General features: G+C 41.1%; 13 protein-coding genes and 2 riboswitches. Of the genes, 4 read left to right on the forward strand and 9 right to left on the reverse strand.

Annotation, left to right across the window (positions count from 1 at the left end; genetic code table 11):
• Positions 1 to 490 precede the first annotated feature (490 nt).
• The 4 genes from ACQ4KW_RS18270 to guaB all read right to left on the reverse strand — a co-directional run bounded on the left by ACQ4KW_RS18270 (position 491) and on the right by guaB (position 7,143).
• Positions 491 to 1,951, reverse strand: coding sequence for an alanine/glycine:cation symporter family protein (locus ACQ4KW_RS18270; protein ID WP_430883869.1), 1,461 nt, complete (start codon positions 1,949 to 1,951; stop codon positions 491 to 493).
• Between the two features lie 368 nt (positions 1,952 to 2,319).
• Positions 2,320 to 3,468, reverse strand: a complete 1,149-nt coding sequence (locus ACQ4KW_RS18275; protein WP_430883870.1) for an EAL and HDOD domain-containing protein — start codon at positions 3,466 to 3,468, stop codon at positions 2,320 to 2,322.
• Positions 3,469 to 3,763: 295 nt separating this feature from the next.
• A complete protein-coding gene (gene guaA, locus ACQ4KW_RS18280; RefSeq protein WP_430883871.1) occupies positions 3,764 to 5,296 on the reverse strand; it encodes a glutamine-hydrolyzing GMP synthase in 1,533 nt (510 codons plus the stop codon).
• A 383-nt stretch (positions 5,297 to 5,679) separates the two neighbouring features.
• Positions 5,680 to 7,143 (reverse strand): IMP dehydrogenase, encoded by a 1,464-nt coding sequence (guaB, locus tag ACQ4KW_RS18285; protein WP_430883872.1) that lies wholly within the window; start codon positions 7,141 to 7,143, stop codon positions 5,680 to 5,682.
• A 282-nt stretch (positions 7,144 to 7,425) separates the two neighbouring features.
• Positions 7,426 to 7,528, reverse strand: a riboswitch (purine riboswitch).
• Between the two features lie 268 nt (positions 7,529 to 7,796).
• Here guaB and ACQ4KW_RS18290 point away from each other — a divergent pair.
• The 4 genes from ACQ4KW_RS18290 to ACQ4KW_RS18305 all read left to right on the forward strand — a co-directional run bounded on the left by ACQ4KW_RS18290 (position 7,797) and on the right by ACQ4KW_RS18305 (position 14,139).
• The gene (locus ACQ4KW_RS18290) at positions 7,797 to 9,572 is read left to right on the forward strand and encodes an ABC transporter ATP-binding protein (protein ID WP_430883873.1); all 1,776 of its coding nucleotides are present in this window, start codon (positions 7,797 to 7,799) and stop codon (positions 9,570 to 9,572) included.
• A gap of 37 nt (positions 9,573 to 9,609) precedes the next feature.
• The gene (locus ACQ4KW_RS18295) at positions 9,610 to 11,847 is read left to right on the forward strand and encodes an ABC transporter ATP-binding protein (RefSeq protein WP_430883874.1); all 2,238 of its coding nucleotides are present in this window, start codon (positions 9,610 to 9,612) and stop codon (positions 11,845 to 11,847) included.
• 64 nt (positions 11,848 to 11,911) lie between these two features.
• Positions 11,912 to 13,108, forward strand: coding sequence for a diguanylate cyclase (locus ACQ4KW_RS18300; protein WP_430883875.1), 1,197 nt, complete (start codon positions 11,912 to 11,914; stop codon positions 13,106 to 13,108).
• 191 nt (positions 13,109 to 13,299) lie between these two features.
• Positions 13,300 to 14,139 (forward strand): metallophosphoesterase, encoded by an 840-nt coding sequence (locus ACQ4KW_RS18305; RefSeq protein ID WP_430883876.1) that lies wholly within the window; start codon positions 13,300 to 13,302, stop codon positions 14,137 to 14,139.
• Between the two features lie 72 nt (positions 14,140 to 14,211).
• Here ACQ4KW_RS18305 and thiT read toward each other — a convergent pair whose 3' ends face one another.
• The 5 genes from thiT to ACQ4KW_RS18330 all read right to left on the reverse strand — a co-directional run bounded on the left by thiT (position 14,212) and on the right by ACQ4KW_RS18330 (position 19,155).
• Positions 14,212 to 14,748: an energy-coupled thiamine transporter ThiT gene (thiT, locus tag ACQ4KW_RS18310; RefSeq protein WP_430883877.1), complete on the reverse strand. Its 537-nt coding sequence runs from the start codon at positions 14,746 to 14,748 to the stop codon at positions 14,212 to 14,214.
• Between the two features lie 70 nt (positions 14,749 to 14,818).
• A riboswitch (TPP riboswitch) is annotated at positions 14,819 to 14,917 on the reverse strand.
• Positions 14,918 to 15,007: 90 nt separating this feature from the next.
• Positions 15,008 to 16,633, reverse strand: a complete 1,626-nt coding sequence (gene groL / locus ACQ4KW_RS18315) for a chaperonin GroEL (protein ID WP_430883878.1) — start codon at positions 16,631 to 16,633, stop codon at positions 15,008 to 15,010.
• Positions 16,634 to 16,756: 123 nt separating this feature from the next.
• Positions 16,757 to 17,020 carry a co-chaperone GroES gene (locus ACQ4KW_RS18320; protein ID WP_430883879.1) on the reverse strand — a complete coding sequence of 88 codons (264 nt, stop codon included), beginning with the start codon at positions 17,018 to 17,020 and terminating at the stop codon, positions 16,757 to 16,759.
• Between the two features lie 282 nt (positions 17,021 to 17,302).
• Positions 17,303 to 17,668 carry an ArsR/SmtB family transcription factor gene (locus tag ACQ4KW_RS18325; RefSeq protein ID WP_430886603.1) on the reverse strand — a complete coding sequence of 122 codons (366 nt, stop codon included), beginning with the start codon at positions 17,666 to 17,668 and terminating at the stop codon, positions 17,303 to 17,305.
• 269 nt (positions 17,669 to 17,937) lie between these two features.
• Complete coding sequence (locus ACQ4KW_RS18330) at positions 17,938 to 19,155, reverse strand: EAL and HDOD domain-containing protein (protein WP_430883880.1); 1,218 nt, start codon at positions 19,153 to 19,155, stop codon at positions 17,938 to 17,940.
• Positions 19,156 to 19,177 lie beyond the last annotated feature (22 nt).

Below are 19,177 nucleotides of genomic sequence, written 5' to 3' on the forward strand. Positions count from 1 at the left end.
TGCTCATATATCATTTCATTCCTACCCCAATGTTTCAAACAAATTTCATTTTGAGGACAATTTTCTCAATCTTTCTCTCTTGTTTTTACAAGTAAGAGCGACTTGCAAAATAACATTTAAACGCCCTGGCCATATCTATATATATTTTTTGATTCTTAAATATCTATACAAGATATGGTGAGGGCATAGATTTGCAATTCTACAAGCGTTTGAAGTGTAAACAACTAAACATATACTGTCTTATATTGGAAATGTTGCGAGCAATTTTTTTCTCATTCCGCACTAGATTGTTCTCAATAGAGCATTAAAGCACAGGTCATATTTGCCTTATATGTGTATTTCAAACCCTAGACCCATAGCATACTTAAGTCTTCAGGATACACTCTCACATAAGTTTATAAAAAAATAAGGGCTGTTGGTTGCCCAACAGCCCTTACAAAGTCATAACAGACTTCAATTATTTATTTAACCTATTTAACCTGCTCGTTGATTAAGAAACTTTCTTCTTTTCTTCAAGTTTTCTTACCCATAGATCGGCGTTCTTGATACCAAGTTTACGAGGGTCAAAGACAGGGTCAAGACCTTGAGCTTTTTGCTCTTCGTAATCTTTAAGTGTAGCGATACCAGTTTTTGTAAGGATAAGAATAGCAACGATATTTAACCATGCCATCAGACCAACACCAACATCACCAAGTGCCCAAACTGTACCAGCTGAGTTGATAGAACCAACAACAACCATGATAAGCATACCAACACGTGTTGCGTTGAATACAGCCTTGTGGTTTTTCATCTTCTGTGCTAGGTAAGCCACATTTGATTCAGCATAGTAGTAGTAAGCCAGTAGCGTTGTAAATGCGAAGAATAGAAGTGCAACCGCTACGAACATTGAACCAAGACCAGGAACAAGTGTATCAACAGCCGACTGTGTGAAAACAGGGCCAGGTTCTGCACCACCTAGTGCAGGGTTTTCGTATAGATAACCACCCGCACCGTCATATGTGTTGTACATACCAGTGATCAGGATCATGAATGCTGTTGCAGAACATACAAACAGTGTATCAACGTAAACTGAGAATGCCTGTACAAGACCTTGCTTAGCAGGGTGAGAAACTTCTGCCGCTGCCGCTGCCATAGGGCCAGTACCTTGACCAGCTTCGTTTGAGTAGATACCACGCTTAACACCCCACATGATTGCTTGACCGATGATAGCACCGAAAGCAGCCTTTGAAGAGAATGCATTTGTAAGAATTAATGAGAATACCGCTGGAACTTTACCAATATTCATAACGATAATAACAAGTGCGATTATGATGTATGCAATCGCCATAAATGGTACAAGAATTTCAGCAACTTTACCAATACGCTTAACGCCACCAAAGATAACGCCAGCAAGTGCCGCTGCAACAACAAGACCAGATACCATTGTTGGAATACCAAATGCGTTGTTCATTGCAGATGCAATAGAGTTAGCCTGAATACCAGGTAGGAAAATACCAACCGCTACGATTGCAGAGATTGCAAATAATACTGCGAATGGCTTACTACCAATACCCTTTTCAATGTAGTACTGAGGACCACCACGATACTGGCCATCCATTTCATCCTTGTAAACCTGTGCAAGAGCCGCTTCTGTGTAAGCTGAGCCAGCGCCTAGGAAGGCAATTGCCCACATCCAGAATACTGCACCAGGACCACCAAAACCGATTGCAGATGCAACACCGGCGATGTTACCTGTACCAACACGTCCACCAAGTGCCATAGCAAATGATTGGAAGGAAGAAACGCCTGAGTCAGAATCGTCACCAGCAAATAGCTGTTGAACCATGTCTTTTACAAGACGTACCTGTGGAAACTTCATTAGTACTGAGAAAAAGATACCAGCACCAAGACATAAGAATACAAGTGCTTTACTCCAAATAATTCCGTTAAGAAAATCAATAAACTGAGCCATTAAGATCCCCCTTATAATAGACTCTTAAATATGATAGCCAACACCTCATCAAGCCGAGGTATAACTTTGTGATGCATGAATCAACTCACTCCGTTACGTCTATTATATAAAGCAAGACCTGTGCCAATTTATTAATATTTATATTTATTCTATCTTAAGACCGCATTACAAGCGGATTACAGAAATTTTAAGATAATTTAAAACAATCGGATAATACAATCAATTCTAATAAATTCGGGAAATTTTTTTCCTGGTATTTGTGAACTTTTTTTCACATTTAGCAATTCATTTCGGTATTAGGGCCTTGAAATGTTGGGGAATTTACCAACACTCCAAACAACGCCCCCTATACACCTAGAGTTTTATTGCTATATTAACAGTAAAACTGTATGAGCCCACTCAATGGCATGTTTATAGTCTTCTAATAGATCATCTTGTTTAATTGATAATTTTTTTGAGTAGGCTTGAACAGTTTTCCAATCACCTTTTTCATAAGCAATTATTATCTCAATAAGGTCTTTGAAGGGGCCTTGTCTCTTGATTAGGGCCTCCTTAACGAGAGTGGATATGGCTGAATCCGTCAGAGCGCTTTCCATTTTTTCATCTAAAATAGCATCTATTAAACTAAAAAGACCTAGAAGGGATGCTTCAAATTTCACATTTCGGTACTTTGACCTTAGGGCTATGAACTCGGCAAACTTACTTCTTATTAAGGAAAGGCGCATTAACTCATTGGGTTTATCCACACAAAGCTCCTGTACCATAAGAACATTGATCCAGTGTTTCAATTCATTGAGACCGATATATGTCAGGGCCTTTTTTATAGAATATACAGAATCGTCACTATACCTTGATCCGACGACACGTAAAACCCTATAAGACATTGTGACATCCATTTCTATGATCTCCGCCAGCCTCTGATAGCAGGGTTCCTCTTTTTCAAGTTCCCCAAGAATTCTCAGATACTGATTCTTTGTGGTTGATTTTTTATAACTCTTTCCTACGTTCTTGGGACGGCAAAAAAAATACCCTTGAAAAAGATCAAAACCCATAGCTTTGGCCATTTCATAAACTTCATTGGTTTCCACTTTTTCAGCTAGGAGTATTTTCCCATTTCTTTTAGCCTCATGAACTAGGTCTTTTACTGTTTCAAGTGGTGTGGCCAGGAGATCAAACTTAATAATTCTGGCAATCTTGGACAGACTGTAGGCATGATAGTCTTTTTGAAAATCATCAAGGGCAATGGTATACCCCTTCTTATTCAGTTCCATGAGTTTACTGCAAACCACTTCTGAATCAGTCACATTTTCAAGAACTTCAACGATTAAATGACTCGATGGAAATAATTCAACAATTTTGGAAATACCGTTTTCAAATAGGTTTCCTAGCACTGAAGCTGTTGATAAATGTCCACTTCTTCCAGAGTAGGCAAAAGCCTCGCTTGTTGACCGATAAAGCAACTCATAACCGTATACCTCTAATTCTCTGTTGAAAATAGGTTGTCTTGCCATATACATATCCATTACCCCTTTATTGATCGCTCGTTTATAGCCCATACACGAGCACGAAAATAGTTCTTTAGTCCTACATTCTATTATAATACACTATTTCCATATTGGTATCTTTTATTTATAAATCGTTATATTTTTATGAATTTCACTTATTTTTAGTGAATACAACCATGACCACTTGTGGTCTCACTAAACCTGAAATCAGCCTAGCTTGGCTTTATTTCACATGATATATGCAACTAAAAAATCCCTAAGACAAAACACAATGGTTTGTCTTAGGGATTGGTTTGTTTTTTTTTATTTATTCCCACTCAATCGTTGAAGGTGGCTTAGAAGTTACATCGTAAACAATACGGTTTACGTTGTCTACTTCATTTACGATACGGCTTGAAATCTTATCAAGCACTTCGTATGGTAGTCTCGCCCAGTCTGATGTCATGCCGTCTACAGATGTTACAGCACGAATACCGATTGTGTGCGAGTATGTTCTTTCGTCGCCCATAACACCCACTGAACGGATATTAGGAAGAACTGTGAAGTACTGCCACACTTCTCTTTCAAGACCATTTAGGCGAATTTCTTCTCTTAGAATATGGTCTGATTCTCTAACAAGGTGAAGGGCTTCTTCAGTGATTTCACCCAGAATACGAATGGCAAGACCAGGACCAGGGAAAGGCTGTCTCCAAACGATTTTATCTGCAAGACCCACTTCAAGGCCAACCTTACGCACTTCATCTTTAAAGAGGTCACGAAGGGGCTCGATCAGGCTGAACTGCATGTCTTCTGGAAGACCACCAACATTGTGGTGACTCTTGATGACTTCTGCAGTGTCTGTGCCTGACTCAATAACGTCAGGATAGACAGTGCCCTGTACAAGGTACTCAATATTTTCAAGCTTGTTTGCTTCTTCTTCAAACACGCGAATAAATTCTTCACCGATAATCTTACGCTTTGTTTCCGGATCAGACACACCAGCAAGACGATTCATAAAACGCTCTTTGGCATCCACACGAATAAAGTTCATGTTGAACTCATTTTTAAATACGTGTTCAACTTCGTCGCCTTCGTTCTTTCTAAGAAGACCGTGGTCAACAAAAATACACGTCAGTTGGTCACCCACTGCTTCGTGGACCATAACCGCTGCAACAGAACTATCAACACCGCCACTTAGACCGCAAAGAACGTTCTTATCACCAACTTTTTCGCGAATAATTTCAATCTCACGTTTTGCAAAATCACCCATATCCCAGTCACCAGCACATCCACACACTTCATAAAGGAAGTTTGTGATCATTTGGCGACCAAACGGTGTATGCTCAACTTCAGCATGGAACTGAACCCCATACAGGCCCTTTTCCTTGTTTTCAAAAGCTGCAACTGGACAGTTATCAGTGTCAGCAATCACTTCAAAGCCTGTTGGTGCCTTCTCCACATAGTCATTATGGCTCATCCAGCACTGCGATGATTCAATGCCTTTGAATAGGCTGTCATCCTTTTTAACATTGAGTAGGATTTTTCCATACTCTCTTTCAGTGGCTCTAGCCACCTTGCCACCAAGAACATGACTCATCAGCTGCATACCGTAGCAAATGCCTAAAACCGGAACACCCAGTTCAAAAATTTCTTTATCTAGGCTTGGTGCGCCCTCTGCATAAACAGAGTTTGGACCGCCTGTGAAGATAATACCCTTCGGCATCAATTCCTTAGCCTTGGGCAGTGCATTTTTCCAAGACACCACTTCACTATAAACGCCCGCTTCACGTACACGTCGTGCAATAAGCTGGTTATATTGACCACCAAAGTCAACTATCAGTACTGTTTCTCTTCCCTGCATGTTCGCCTCCATTTGCTTTACTCATTATTAATGGACTCTTAATCACTCAATGTTTCCAGACTGTCATGCCAAGGCATCCAGCGGAATATATTCTAAAACATATGTTTATTATAAGCATTTGTTATCCAATTCTACCGAAATGGATAGCTTTTAACCTGGATTTAGCATTAAGAAAAGGCTAAATAAATTTTGGACGAGTCTTGGACGAGACATTTATTTAGCCATTCTTAATGAATTTAACCTGCAATGCCTACCTTAAAAACCATGGTTTTCAAGTTAAGTATTGTAGGCCGAATCGCGCCGTCATGCCCCAGACTGTTCAAACGGGGAGGATGAACAGGGCACTCTCGGTCATGATGACACGATATATACAAATTTATTGACTATCTATTCTGAATGGAATAGTTAGGTGGCTCTTTTGTGATTTGAACATCATGTGGATGGGATTCCTTGAGACCAGCACCTGTGATCTTAATAAATCGACCATTCTCTTTCAGTGATGGAATATCAGGTGTGCCGCAGTAGCCCATACCTGATTTCAAACCGCCAATAAGCTGGTAAATCATATCTTTGATTTTACCTCTATAAGGCACACGACCTTCAACACCTTCTGGAACGAATTTCTTTGTATCGTTCTGGAAGTATCTGTCGCCACTGCCTGCTGACATAGCCCCTTCCGAGCCCATGCCGCGGTATACTTTAAAAGAACGTCCCTGATACATAACAAGTTCTCCAGGACTTTCTTCTGTGCCTGCAAATAAAGAGCCCAGCATAACTGTGTCTGCTCCCGCCGCAATGGCCTTTGGCAGTTCACCAGAATATTTAATGCCGCCATCGGCAATAACTGGAACGCCATACTTTTTACCAACTTCAGCACAGTCCATAACCGCTGTAAGCTGCGGAACACCAACACCTGCTACAACACGTGTTGTACAAATTGATCCAGGGCCGATTCCCACCTTGACGCAGTCAGCACCCGCTTTAATAAGATCTTCTGTTGCAGTCGCTGTTGCCACATTGCCCGCAATCAATTGTAGATCTGGATATTTCTCTTTAATTGTTTTCACGGCATTAATAATGTTCTGACTATGACCATGTGCAGAATCCAGGGCTATAACATCAACACCTGCTTCATAAAGCGCTTTCACCCGGTCAAGCATATCAGAACCAATACCCACTGCCGCACCCGCTAGAAGACGACCTTGTGAATCTGTCGCTCTGTTCGGATAAATGACAACTTTTTCAATATCTTTTATAGTAATAAGACCCTTCAGCTTGTTGTTTTCATCAACAAGGGGAAGTTTCTCAATTTTTCTCGTTTTTAAAACTTTCTCAGCATCCACAAGAGAAATGCCTTCATGACCTGTCACTAGGTCTTCACTTGTCATCACTTCATGGATGAATTTTTGTGGATCACCCTCAAAGCGGATGTCTCTGTTCGTAATAATGCCAACAAGTGTGTCTTCTGCATCCACAATAGGAACACCTGAAATTCTGTAACGCTGCATAATTTCCAGTGCATCTGCCACCTTGTCTTCTGGATGTAAGAAAAATGGATTAACAATAACCCCGTGCTCACATCTTTTAACTCTGTCCACTTCAAGCGCCTGCTTTTCAATGGACATATTTTTATGAATAATTCCAATACCACCTTCACGAGCCATTGCGATGGCAAGCTGTGATTCTGTTACCGTGTCCATGCCCGCACTAATGATTGGAATGTTAAGAACAATTTTACTAGTCAGTTTTGTTTTTAGGCTCACTTCGTTCGGTAAAACGTCAGATTTTTGTGGTACCAGAAGAACGTCGTCGTACGTCAGTCCCTCTTTGATAATTTTGCCTTCCATATCGATATCCTCCTCAAATGCATAGGTTGTTTACTTCGATTACTTCACTCAGGATTTTGCTCTCTCATTTCAAAATCCAATCGATACGTTGAGCTCAGCTCCGCTCTATTGTCGAATACGACCTGTGCACGGGTTCATATTCAGAACGTTCAAAAAATCAAAAAAGCCCGCACTCCGTTTCCACATTCCCTGATGAGTCAATAAACAATGGTCATCTTATTCGGAATATCTATAGGGGAAACGAAGCATGCAGACTCCATGGATTATCTCCATTAAAATTGGCACACTATAATTCCCACCCATAGAGAGGATGATTAACGGTCATCCAGTAGAAACTCCCAGTCCATATTACCGAGATTATACGAGTGATTTCTTCAGCTATCTTTTGGTTTTAAACACAATAACAAATCTTATTTGGCGTGTCAACCAAAATTGTTCGTTTTTTTGACCTATTACAAAATATTTATCCATTGATAGAGTTTTATCAATGCCTCGACTTTATTCAGGAATTTATGACGCTCATTATTAATTTAGGGTATAATTAAGGAATACTCACAAAATTAGAAGATTAAGTCAGCTCGTTAGCATATCTATATTGTTCGGATTTAAATGCAAACTGACAAAAAACTGTCATCATCAGAATAGGAGGGCACATGAAAAGTCTTAGACATCTACTTCCCTTTATAAAGGAAAACAAATGGAAATACATAGTGGGCATACTCATACTTATATTAATTGACGGTCTACAGCTGATTACACCACGAATCATCGGTTATTTGACTGATGACCTCTTAATGGGTCGGGCAAATGCCACCGTACTTTACAAGTATATGGCCATCATTCTAGGAATTGCAGCCGGTGTTGCCATTGGAAGATTTTCCTGGCGCATGCTTATCATTGGATCCAGCCGTCGCCTTGAAGCCTGGCTTAGACAAAAGTTATTTGTTCATCTTGAAACCCTGCCGACATCCTTTTTTAATACCCATAAAACCGGGGACTTAATGGCCCTGTCCACAAACGATATAAACTCTGTTCGTATGGCCTTTGGTATCGGTATTGTCATGATTACAGATGCCATTTTTCTGACCATTATGACCCTGGCCATAATGATGATCAATTTGGACTGGAAGCTCACCCTATTGGCAGTTCTTCCAATGCCTATCATAGCCATATCTGTCACCCTTCTTGGTTTTAGAATCAGAAAGCGATTCAAACGTGTCCAGGAAGCCTTTGGCCATTTAACCGACAAAACCCAAGAAGCCTTTTCAGGCATTCGAATCGTCAAGTCCTTTGTTCAAGAAGACAGCGAACTTGAAAATTTTCGACTTTTTAACGAAGACAATTACAAGGCCAACATGTCTCTTGTCCGAATATGGAGTGTCATGTTCCCCCTTGTTTCTCTTATTTCAGCCCTAAGCCTTGTGGTCGCCCTAGCTTTTGGTGGCAGAATGGTTATTGATGGTGGCCTGACTTTAGGCCAGTTCGTATCATTCATAACCTACCTTGCCAAGCTCACCTGGCCTATGATGGCCATTGGTTGGCTTGTGAATATGATGCAACGTGGATTTGTGTCTCTTTCCCGAATTAGTGAAATCCTTGATGAAGAACCCGCTTATGAAGAAGACAAGGGCCATTTCAAACCAGAAACCCTGGGGGTTGGTCATCTGCCAGTAGAAACTTATAATATTGCTTTTAAAGATGTCACATATACCTATCCTGGCGCAAACCACCCAGCTCTTGATAAGGTCAGCTTTGAAATCGAAAACGGCAAGACCCTGGCTATTGTTGGCCGTACTGGAGCAGGTAAAACCACGATCACCAATTTGCTTCTTAGACTCTTTGATGGGTATGAGGGGGAAATTGAAATTGGCGGTCGGTCTATCACAGACTATCCCGTTTCACAAATACGTCAAGCCATCGGTTTTGTTCCCCAAGACAACTTCCTCTTCTCTCGAAGTGTCCACAACAATATTCTATTTTCAGGAACCGAGGCCAGCCGTGAAACAGTTATAGATTTTGCCAAGCTCGCTCAGCTCCACAAGGAAGTGGAGTCCTTTCCTAAAGGCTATGAAACAATGCTCGGTGAAAGAGGTGTCAACCTTTCTGGCGGACAAAAACAGCGTTTATCAATCGCCCGTGCCCTTGTGAAAAAACCACCCATCCTCATATTTGATGATGCCCTTTCTGCGGTGGATACCAAAACAGAGGACAGACTGCTTGAAGGCTTAAAAACACAAACATCTGACAGAACAACCATTATTATAGCCCATAGAATATCAACTGTTCGCCATGCTGATCACATCGTGGTGATTGACGAAGGGAAAATTGTTGAGTCAGGCACCCATGACAATCTCGTAATCAACCAAGGCATTTATGCAGATATGCACAAAAAACAAATGCTGGAAGAACAGATCCTGAAGGAAGCATAAAGAAGAAGCATAAAATTGATTGCGAGGAGGACAAAACATGAATCAGAATATCCATGAAGAACAAAAAATAGAAAAGTCCTTTGACATAGACCTCTTTAAACGTCTATTCAAGTTCACAAGACCCTACTTACCGGTCTTTATTATATGTATACTGCTTTTATTTTTCATCACAGCGGTTGACCTTGTTCGCCCATACCTTATAAAGGTTGTTATTGACGACTACATCAACGCCTGGGAAGAACCCATGGTTTCATCGATTGAAGCCCTGCCCCATGATCCAGACAAGCTTTCTGTTGTCAAATATAATGACCAGTATTTTGTTAGAGAAAGTGAATTGAGGACCTATATTCAAGATGACTTTGTAGATTATTTAAAATCACAAGACCCCGAAAAGGGTCAAGATATAGAAAAGGCTTTAAAGGGTCTCTCACCTGGATCTGCAAAGAATGATTCAAAAGACAGATCCCTGGCTGAATTTTTAAATCCACTCAAAGAAAATGGCGTAACCTGGGCACAGTTCATAGACCCAGAAATGAAATACCAACTCTTTATGCATGAAGGCAACCAGTACTTAACCGGTGGTGTTATTCCAAGCAATGCGGATATTGACACCCGTCAAATTGAAAACAATATACTCTATGCTGATGAAGACTTAATACACCTCACAACTTTAACAGAGGATGACTATCATGCCTTTCGTGTGGCAGATATTAATGGCATCATGAAAGTGATTATGACTTTTGTGATAATCCTAGTCGGTGGTTTTTTACTCAACTACCTTCAGGCCCTGCTCTTAAACTATGCTGCACAAAGACAAATATACGAAATGCGTCAGGCCCTCTTTAATCACCTCATGCATCAAAGCCTGTCCTTTTTTGATAAAAATCCAGTGGGACGACTTGTTACTCGGGTGACAAATGACATGAAAAACATCAGCGACATGTACACCAATGTCCTCATCAATGCCTTTAAGGATGTTCTGCTCCTTGGTGGAACCATATTTGTTATGTTTGCCCTAAATGCAAAATTGGCCCTTGTCAGTCTGATCACTTTTCCTCTAATTGGTCTTGCCGCATGGCGATTTAGGATGAAGGCCAGAGAAGCCCACAGAGCTGTTAAGGTTAAAATCGCCAAGATCAATTCAGCCCTGTCTGAAAACATATCTGGCATGAAAATCATTCAAATATTTGACCAGCAAGCTGCCATAAAGGATGCCTTCAAAAAGGTAAACGACGAACACCTTGAAGTTTCCCTTGACGAAATCCGTGTCTTTGCTATTTTTAGGCCAACCATGAACCTGATCTATTCTTTGACCCTGGCCATACTCATTTGGTACGGAGGCGGCAAGGCCCTACAAGGGGCTCTTGAACTGGGTGTGCTTTTTGCCTTTATAAACTACACAGAGCAGTTTTACAGACCCATATTTGACCTAAGCGAAAAGTTCAACATTCTTCAAAGCGCCATGGCTTCAGCGGAACGTATTTTCCTCTTGTTCGACACCAATGAAGGCATAGAGGAAGTGAACGCCCCTATTCGTCTCGAACCCTTCAGGGGTGAAATTGAGTTTAAAAACGTATGGTTTAGTTATGATGAAGACAACTGGGTTCTTAAAGATGTGAGTTTTAAGGTTGAGCCAGGAGATACCGTCGCTTTTGTCGGTGCAACAGGATCAGGCAAAACCACAATCATATCCCTTCTTAACCGCTTTTATGACATTCAAAAAGGACAAATTCTAGTAGACGGTTTTGACATCAAGACCCTTTCCCTCGATGACCTGCGTGGAAAAATTGGTATGGTCCTTCAAGACGTCTTCCTCTTTGCAGGAGATATTAAGGGCAACATTCGTCTCAACCAAAGGGATATGCCAATGGAGTGCCTGGAATCTGTGGCACGCCATGTCAACGCTGACCCCTTTATAAAAAAACTGCCTGGTGGCTATGACGAACCTGTCCAGGAGCGGGGATCCACCCTTTCAGCTGGACAGCGACAGCTCTTGTCATTTGCAAGAGCCCTTGCCTTTAATCCAGATGTCCTTATACTGGATGAGGCCACTGCCAACATCGACACAGAAACAGAACAGCTTATCCAAGACGCTATAGACAAGGTTGTCAGAGACCGGACAACAATTGTTGTGGCCCATAGACTCTCAACCATTCAAAACTCCGATAAGATCATCGTCCTCCATAAGGGCGAGATTCGGGAGGTTGGAACCCATGATGAACTCCTTTCTCATGAAGGCATTTATCATAATTTGTTCCAATTGCAGTATAAATAATTTGATAAATATAGTCATGCCCTCTCCTGCCGTGATAAAATATCTCGAAAGGGGAGGTTTTTTTATGGATGCCCTACGTCCACCTAACATATTCACAATACAATTTGCACTCGTTTTTATATTTATTTTTTCATCCAGTGTTCTTTTTTTAATGGGTCATTCCATGCAAAAGAAGTCTGTCCAGTGGATTTCAGCAGGCTTTTCTCTTATAGGCATGGCCATCCTTATCCAGTGTGGTAAAACAACACTTCTAGTGGCCACACGCCTAATATTATTTTGTCTGTTTTTCTTAAGCGGCACTGGTCTAAGTGTCTTTGGACTTATATGGAAAAATAAGAAAGATTCCTATCGAAAGTTACTCCTTGCCCTTGTGGTCATAAGCTTTGTGGTCTGTTTTCTTTTTATATACCTTGTGCCCAATATCCCCTATTTAATGATTTCAATGAGTCTGGGGGCTGGCTTTATAATGGCTGTCGGTGCTTTCAATGCCATAATGACATGGCGTCTTTTTAAAAAATTCCATCACTTATGCTTGTTTGTCATTCTACTAAGCCAATTGGGATTTATGATATACAGGCTACATATCGCCCTGCAACTCGTATCGATCTCTTTGAACGATCCTGATCCAACAGGTCGATTATTCGCCCTCATGCTCCTGGTTTATGCTGTTGGCATAACCTTAACAGTCCTTTACAGCACGGTGGAGGATTTTAAAAATAGAGCTAAAAAACGTCTTCACAAACTTGAACAGCTAACTTTCACAGATCCCCTCACCGGGGTCCATAACAAGAGATCCATGATGCGCATTCTTAATGCTGAACTGGAGCGAATTTCAAGGTACGCCTCAAAGTGTTGCATTGCCATTATAGACCTTGACCATTTCAAAAATGTCAACGACACTTATGGCCACCTCTTCGGAGACCAAGTGTTAAAAGGCTTTGCTGAAATCACCACCCAACAACTCCGATCCTTTGATACCATCGCCAGATATGGCGGTGAAGAGTTCATACTCATACTGCCTGAAACGGACCTGTACCAGGGTATGCTCATTGCCGACCGCCTCAGAACTTCAGTGAGTCATCATAAGTGGGGCAAAGAAGACTTTAGGCAAACCATTTGTGTTGGGGTCATTGAAGTCAACAGCGACAATGCAAATCAAGATATTCGAAGCCTAATCAACTTTGCTGACGAAGCCCTCTACGTGGCTAAAAAGAATGGTCGAAACCATGTGGAAGCCGCAGAAATGAAAAAATACGCTTAGGCATCCCCTTGCCCTTAGTGAGCGTCATATCATCAGATCGTAACCTTAAAATATGTATTCCTTTAAAATATGTATTCGTTTAAACTGTGTGTGCCTTTAGAATGTGTGTGCCTTAAAATGAAACCAAATTGAAATCAATAAACCACCCAGGGGACACTTAAAATGCATATCCTATGCATGAGGTGATCAATATGAATAAATGGATTACGGCCTTTTTACTCATTGTTGCATTTTTGTACTACAGCAATAACTTCATTGAAGTGAGTGAACACACCCTTCATTCAAGCAAGTGGCCAGCAGAACTGGATGGATATAGAATCATCCACTTGTCAGACCTACACAATAAATCTTTTGGAAAAAATCAATCCCGTCTTATAAAAAAGATCCAGGATTTAAACCCTGATCTCATTGTCATGACCGGTGATGTCATCGATAGGAGACACTATAAAAAACAACCTGCAACAAGACTTATGGAAGCTTGTGTTGATATTGCCACCACAGCCTATGTCACAGGCAACCACGAAGTCTGGCACGGAAGCGCCTCTGCCTTAAGAGCGGAGCTAGAGACTCTTGGTGTTATTGTGCTCAATAATGAAACGGTCAACATTTCAAATGATCTTGGCACATTCACCATAAGTGGCATTGCTGACAGGGCTGATTTTATGGGCCAGTATGACTACGAACTTATGCTAAACAGACTTTCAGACGCTTCGAAAGACCTTACTTACAAAGATCAGTATCATATACTTCTGAGTCACAGACCAGAGCAGTTTGAGGCATACGCAGAGGCTAAGTATGATTTGGCCCTGTCTGGACATAGCCATGGTGGTCAATTTCGCTTTCCTTTTATAGGCGGACTCATAGCACCTGACCAGGGACTCTTTCCAAAGTACGATGGGGGACTTTATGAAATGGGAGACTCCCAGATGGTTGTTAGTCGTGGTCTTGGCAATAGTCTGATGCCCTTTCGACTTTATAATCAACCAGAAATTCCTGTCATTTCCCTATACAGCAAAAAAACAGGTCACTGATACCTCTGTCATCAGTGACCTGTTTTTATTTGAAGGATAATCCAACCTTCTTATTAAACTTTAAGTTCTGTCTTAAGCCTGCTGAACCATGTAAGACTTAAGCGGGCTATAGAGTGCTGAGAAAACCACAATGGCAATCAGGGCTTCAACACCCAGGTAAGTTCCGTTGTAAGTCACAGAATACAAAAGTGGATTCATGCCTTCTGGTGCATAAGATGCCCATATCGTCACACCTGATATAACATGGCAAACAAATCTTCCAAAAATACCGAGCGCAACCCCTGTCATCATTTTAGGTAAAGACCCTCTAAAAGCGCCAGCGATTCCGAGGCACGCCCACGCCACAGAGTAATCAAATAGAATTGAAACAGGGTGGAATGAGAACTTTGGACCCAGTAAAAACTGCATTGTTCCAAAGACAAGACCTGCCATTACACCTGGTTTTGCCCCCCAACGGATGGCGAATATAAGTATTGGAATCATGGATCCCAGCGTAATTGATCCGCCCTGAGGCATTTCAAACAATCTCACCATGTCCATAATATATGCCAATCCGATGAGAATACCGCCTTCTACGAGCATTCTTACATTTGTATTGTTACTTTGCATTTTAAAACACTCCTTTACAAGCACTAAAAAACCTCATACCGGAAAGTATGAGGTCATTTTATTTGGATAAACAATTTGTCCGTCACTTTCCTACGCCGGTATCATCCGGATCAGGTTCAAAGGGTCGTGACCTTGGTCACTCTCAGCAACTGCTCCCCTAGTGCGTTTATGAAATTAATATAAAATAGGTGCAGATTACTATCTGCACCTAAAAGTTTAACATGTATTGAATTGATTGTAAAGTCAGCCTATGACTGAATTACATCATGCCTGGCATACCGCCGCCCATTGGAGGCATTGCAGGTTCATCAGACTTGTCATCAACCACTGCTGATTCTGTTGTTAGAAACATTGCTGAGATCGATGCTGCATTTTGAAGGGCACTTCTCTCCACTTTTGTTGGGTCAACAATACCCTTTTCGATCATATTGATGTACTCACCAGTTAGGGCATCAAAGCCTGTTCCAGCTGGAGCACTCTTGATCTTGTCTACAACGATTGAACCTTCAACACCAGCATTTATAGCAATTTGACGAACTGGTGCTTCAAGGGCACGTGCAATGATTTTAGCGCCTGTTTTCACATCGCCCTCTAGGGTTTCAATGAGTTTTTCAACTTCTGGAATAGCTGTTACAAGGGATGTACCACCACCAGGTACAATACCTTCTTCAACAGCTGCGCGTGTTGCATTTAAAGCATCTTCAATACGAAGCTTCTTTTCTTTCATCTCAACTTCTGTTGCCGCACCAACCTGGATTACAGCAACGCCGCCCGCAAGTTTAGCCAGTCTTTCTTGAAGCTTTTCCTTGTCGAACTCAGATGTTGTGCTTTCCATTTGTGCTTTGATTTCTTTCACACGTGCTTCGATCGCTTCTGTACTACCCATGCCATCAATGATTGTCGTGTTGTCCTTGTCGATCTTAACGGACTTTGCACGGCCTAACATGTCAACAGTGGCTGTTTTCAGATCGTAACCAAGCTCTTCAGAAATCACAGTACCACCTGTTACGATGGCAATGTCCTGAAGCATAGCCTTTCTTCTGTCACCAAACCCAGGCGCTTTAACTGCGATGCAGTCAAAGACACCACGAAGTTTGTTCATAACAAGTGTCGCTAGAGCTTCGCCTTCAATGTCTTCAGCAATAATCAGCATCTTCTTGCCTTGTTGTACGATTTGCTCAAGGATTGGTAGAATCTCTTGAATGTTTGTAATTTTCTTATCTGTGATCAGGATGTACGGATCTTGTTGTACCGCTTCCATTTTTTCTGTATCTGTTACCATGTATGGCGAAACGTATCCACGGTCGAACTGCATACCTTCAACAACCTCTAGTTCCGTTGCCATTGTACGAGACTCTTCAACAGTGATAACACCGTCTTTTCCGACCTTTTCCATAGCGTCAGCAATCAGGTTTCCAATCACTTGGTCCGCTGCAGAAATTGATGCAACATCAGCGATGGCTTCTCTTGTGTCCACAGTTTTTGAAACATCTTTAATGTGAGCAATAGCTGTTTCAACAGCCTTTTCAATCCCCTGCTTGAGAATCATTGGGTTTGCACCCGCTGCTACGTTTTTAAGACCTTCTGACACGATAGACTGCGCAAGCACAGTTGCTGTGGTTGTACCATCACCAGCCACATCGTTTGTCTTTGTTGCAACTTCTTTAACCAGTTGAGCGCCCATGTTTTCAAACGGGTCTTCTAGTTCAATTTCTCTTGCGATTGTCACACCATCATTTGTGATGAGGGGTGAACCAAATTTTTTATCTAGGATAACATTGCGTCCCTTAGGACCCAGTGTCACTTTCACTGTATCTGCCAGTTGATTAACACCTGATTCTAGACCACGTCTAGCTTCTTCGCCAAATTTAATTATTTTAGCCATTTAACGGATTCCTCCTTATATAGTGTTCATGATCAAATTGTCTGTTTTTGTCTTTTCATCTCTGAGCGACCTGCAAATTTGCAAGCCTCAATCTACTCTATAAAATCAATCCAAATTTAAATGCTATTCTACTATAGCCAAAAGTTTTTCTTCTTCGATTATAATGAGTTCTTCACCGCCATACTTGACTTCCGTGCCTGCGTATTTCGGGAAAATAACTCTGTCTCCAACTTTTACGGTCATATCTTCTGCTGATCCAACAGCTGTAACTTCAGCAACTTGAGGTTGCTCTTGAGCTTGACCAGGAAGAATAATGCCGCTTGCAGTTTTATCTTCTGCCTCAATTTTTTTGATTACAACGCGTTGTCCCAATGGTTTAATAGCCACTTTTGAATTCCTCCTTAAATTTTATAAATGTTTCCATTTAAACATCATTTTTTTGATCTGATTTTTACAGGTCAGATCTCTCCCCTTAATAATAATACAGTAAAAACCATTATTCAAGTATTTTTAGCACTCATTTTAAAGGAGTGCTAATAAAATGTAAACATAATTAGAACCCGCTTATTTGAACGGGTTCCTGAGATAAATCCTTCAAATTATCACGCTCGTTAATAATTTTTTTACATTTTCATTAACCAAATTTTCTCATAAAAGATAAGCTTAGATCTAGTCGTGACGCACATGGTCAAAGCCCATATCGAGGATATTATCAATATGTTCATCATCAAGAGAGTAATACATGATCTTTCCATCTCGTCTGGCACGAACAAGTCTTGCCTGTTTTAAAACACGCAACTGGTGTGATATGGCAGACTGGGTCATATTTAAGGACACGGCCAAGTCACACACGCACATCTCATTGCCCCTTAAAACTGTGATAATTTTTATTCGAGTCAAATCCCCAAGAACCTTAAAAAGGTTGGCCACATGACTGAGTTCGTCAACATTTTCAAGACGGCCCCGCACGGCATCCACAACCTCTTGGTGGATTACATTACAATCACACTTATACGTTTTTAAGTCATCCGACATATCTGCCTCCACTATTCTATTGTTTACATAAAACCGTGATCCAGTTTTATGCCTTTCATGCGCTTCTATCATTATAGTTCTATCCCGCCACTATATCATAATAGTCATATTATAATTTATTAATGGAGTGACTTGCAAAATATCACTCAAGAACCTTGGCCATACAATGTATTGATATTTAAGAATCAATTTTTTTATATATTGCAAGGCGATGGCCTTGATCTGTAATTTTACAAGTGCCTGAATGAAGAAGGCCGCATCATTATTTTTTACCCATCAGCTTCAAAGACTGTTGAAGCCCACTGAACCGCTTCTATATAGGCATCTGGAAAGACATTCATGCCCACTCCAAATTTTCTGGCTCTTAAAAACAAGAAGTCCCAATTGCCCTTTTCATAGGCTATGACAATTTTCATAAGCTCTGAAAACTGATTGGCTTCTCCCATAATTCCAGCCTTCACATCATCTTCTAGGGGCAAATAAACCAGGGCATCTTTCATTTCCTGATTCATAAGCGTATCAATCATGGAGAACATCCCCATAAGAAAGACTTCCGTTTTTCTTGGTTTTAAACCAAAATGCTGAGCAAGTATTTCACCCATCTTGCCTCTTAATAGACAGGTTCTCACAATCTCATTGGGCTTGTCATCAGAAAACTCACGAAGCATTATTATGGACACCCATTTCCTTATTTCTTTAAAGCCAAGCATGACAAGGGCGTGCTTAATGGATGTGATTCGGCTATTGGTGTAAAAGGCCGCGCTGTTAATGAGTCTTAGCAGTTTGTATGACAGGGACACATCATACTCAATAATATTTGCTATATTCTCATATTCAGGTTGTTCTGCCCCCAACTCTTCAAGTATCTTCACATAGGAAAAGGCCGCTGGTCTGATATCTTTGTGTTTCATTATGACAGGCTTAGCGAAAAAATATCCTTGAAAGTAGACATAGCCTGCTTGAACAGCCTCTTCAAACTGTTCAAGGGTTTCGACCTTTTCAGCTAGAAACCGGATATTTCTCCCACTGTATTTTCTAATAATTTCACGACGCTCCTGTGGACTGGTTAGTAAAAAATCCACCTTGATGATATCGACAATATCTACAATATCATCATAAGGGTAGTCTAAAACAAAGTCGTCCAGTGCAAGTGTGTAGCCAAGATCTTTTAACCTCTTGCAGGACTCGATAAAGGCCTTATCCGGCACGATATCTTCAAGAATTTCCACAACAAGAAGATCCTTAGAAAATACCGTAGGTATTTCCTGATCTATCAAGGGACGTGTAAAATTGATGAATGCAAGGCGACCTTGGGTGAGCGACTCCAGACCCATAAGCATGAGGGTGTTTGCCACGACACTGGAAGTGGCCTGATCCCCATCTATCACATTGGACTGGTTCTGTTCTCCGGCTCTATAAAGAAGTTCATATGCATATACATGCTTTTTTACATCAAATATCGGTTGTCTTGCCACAAAAATATCCATACCACACCTCCAATTAGGTGAG

Source organism: Tianxiuia mixotrophica, assembly GCF_050596425.1.
GTDB lineage: Bacteria > Bacillota > Clostridia > Peptostreptococcales > Acidaminobacteraceae.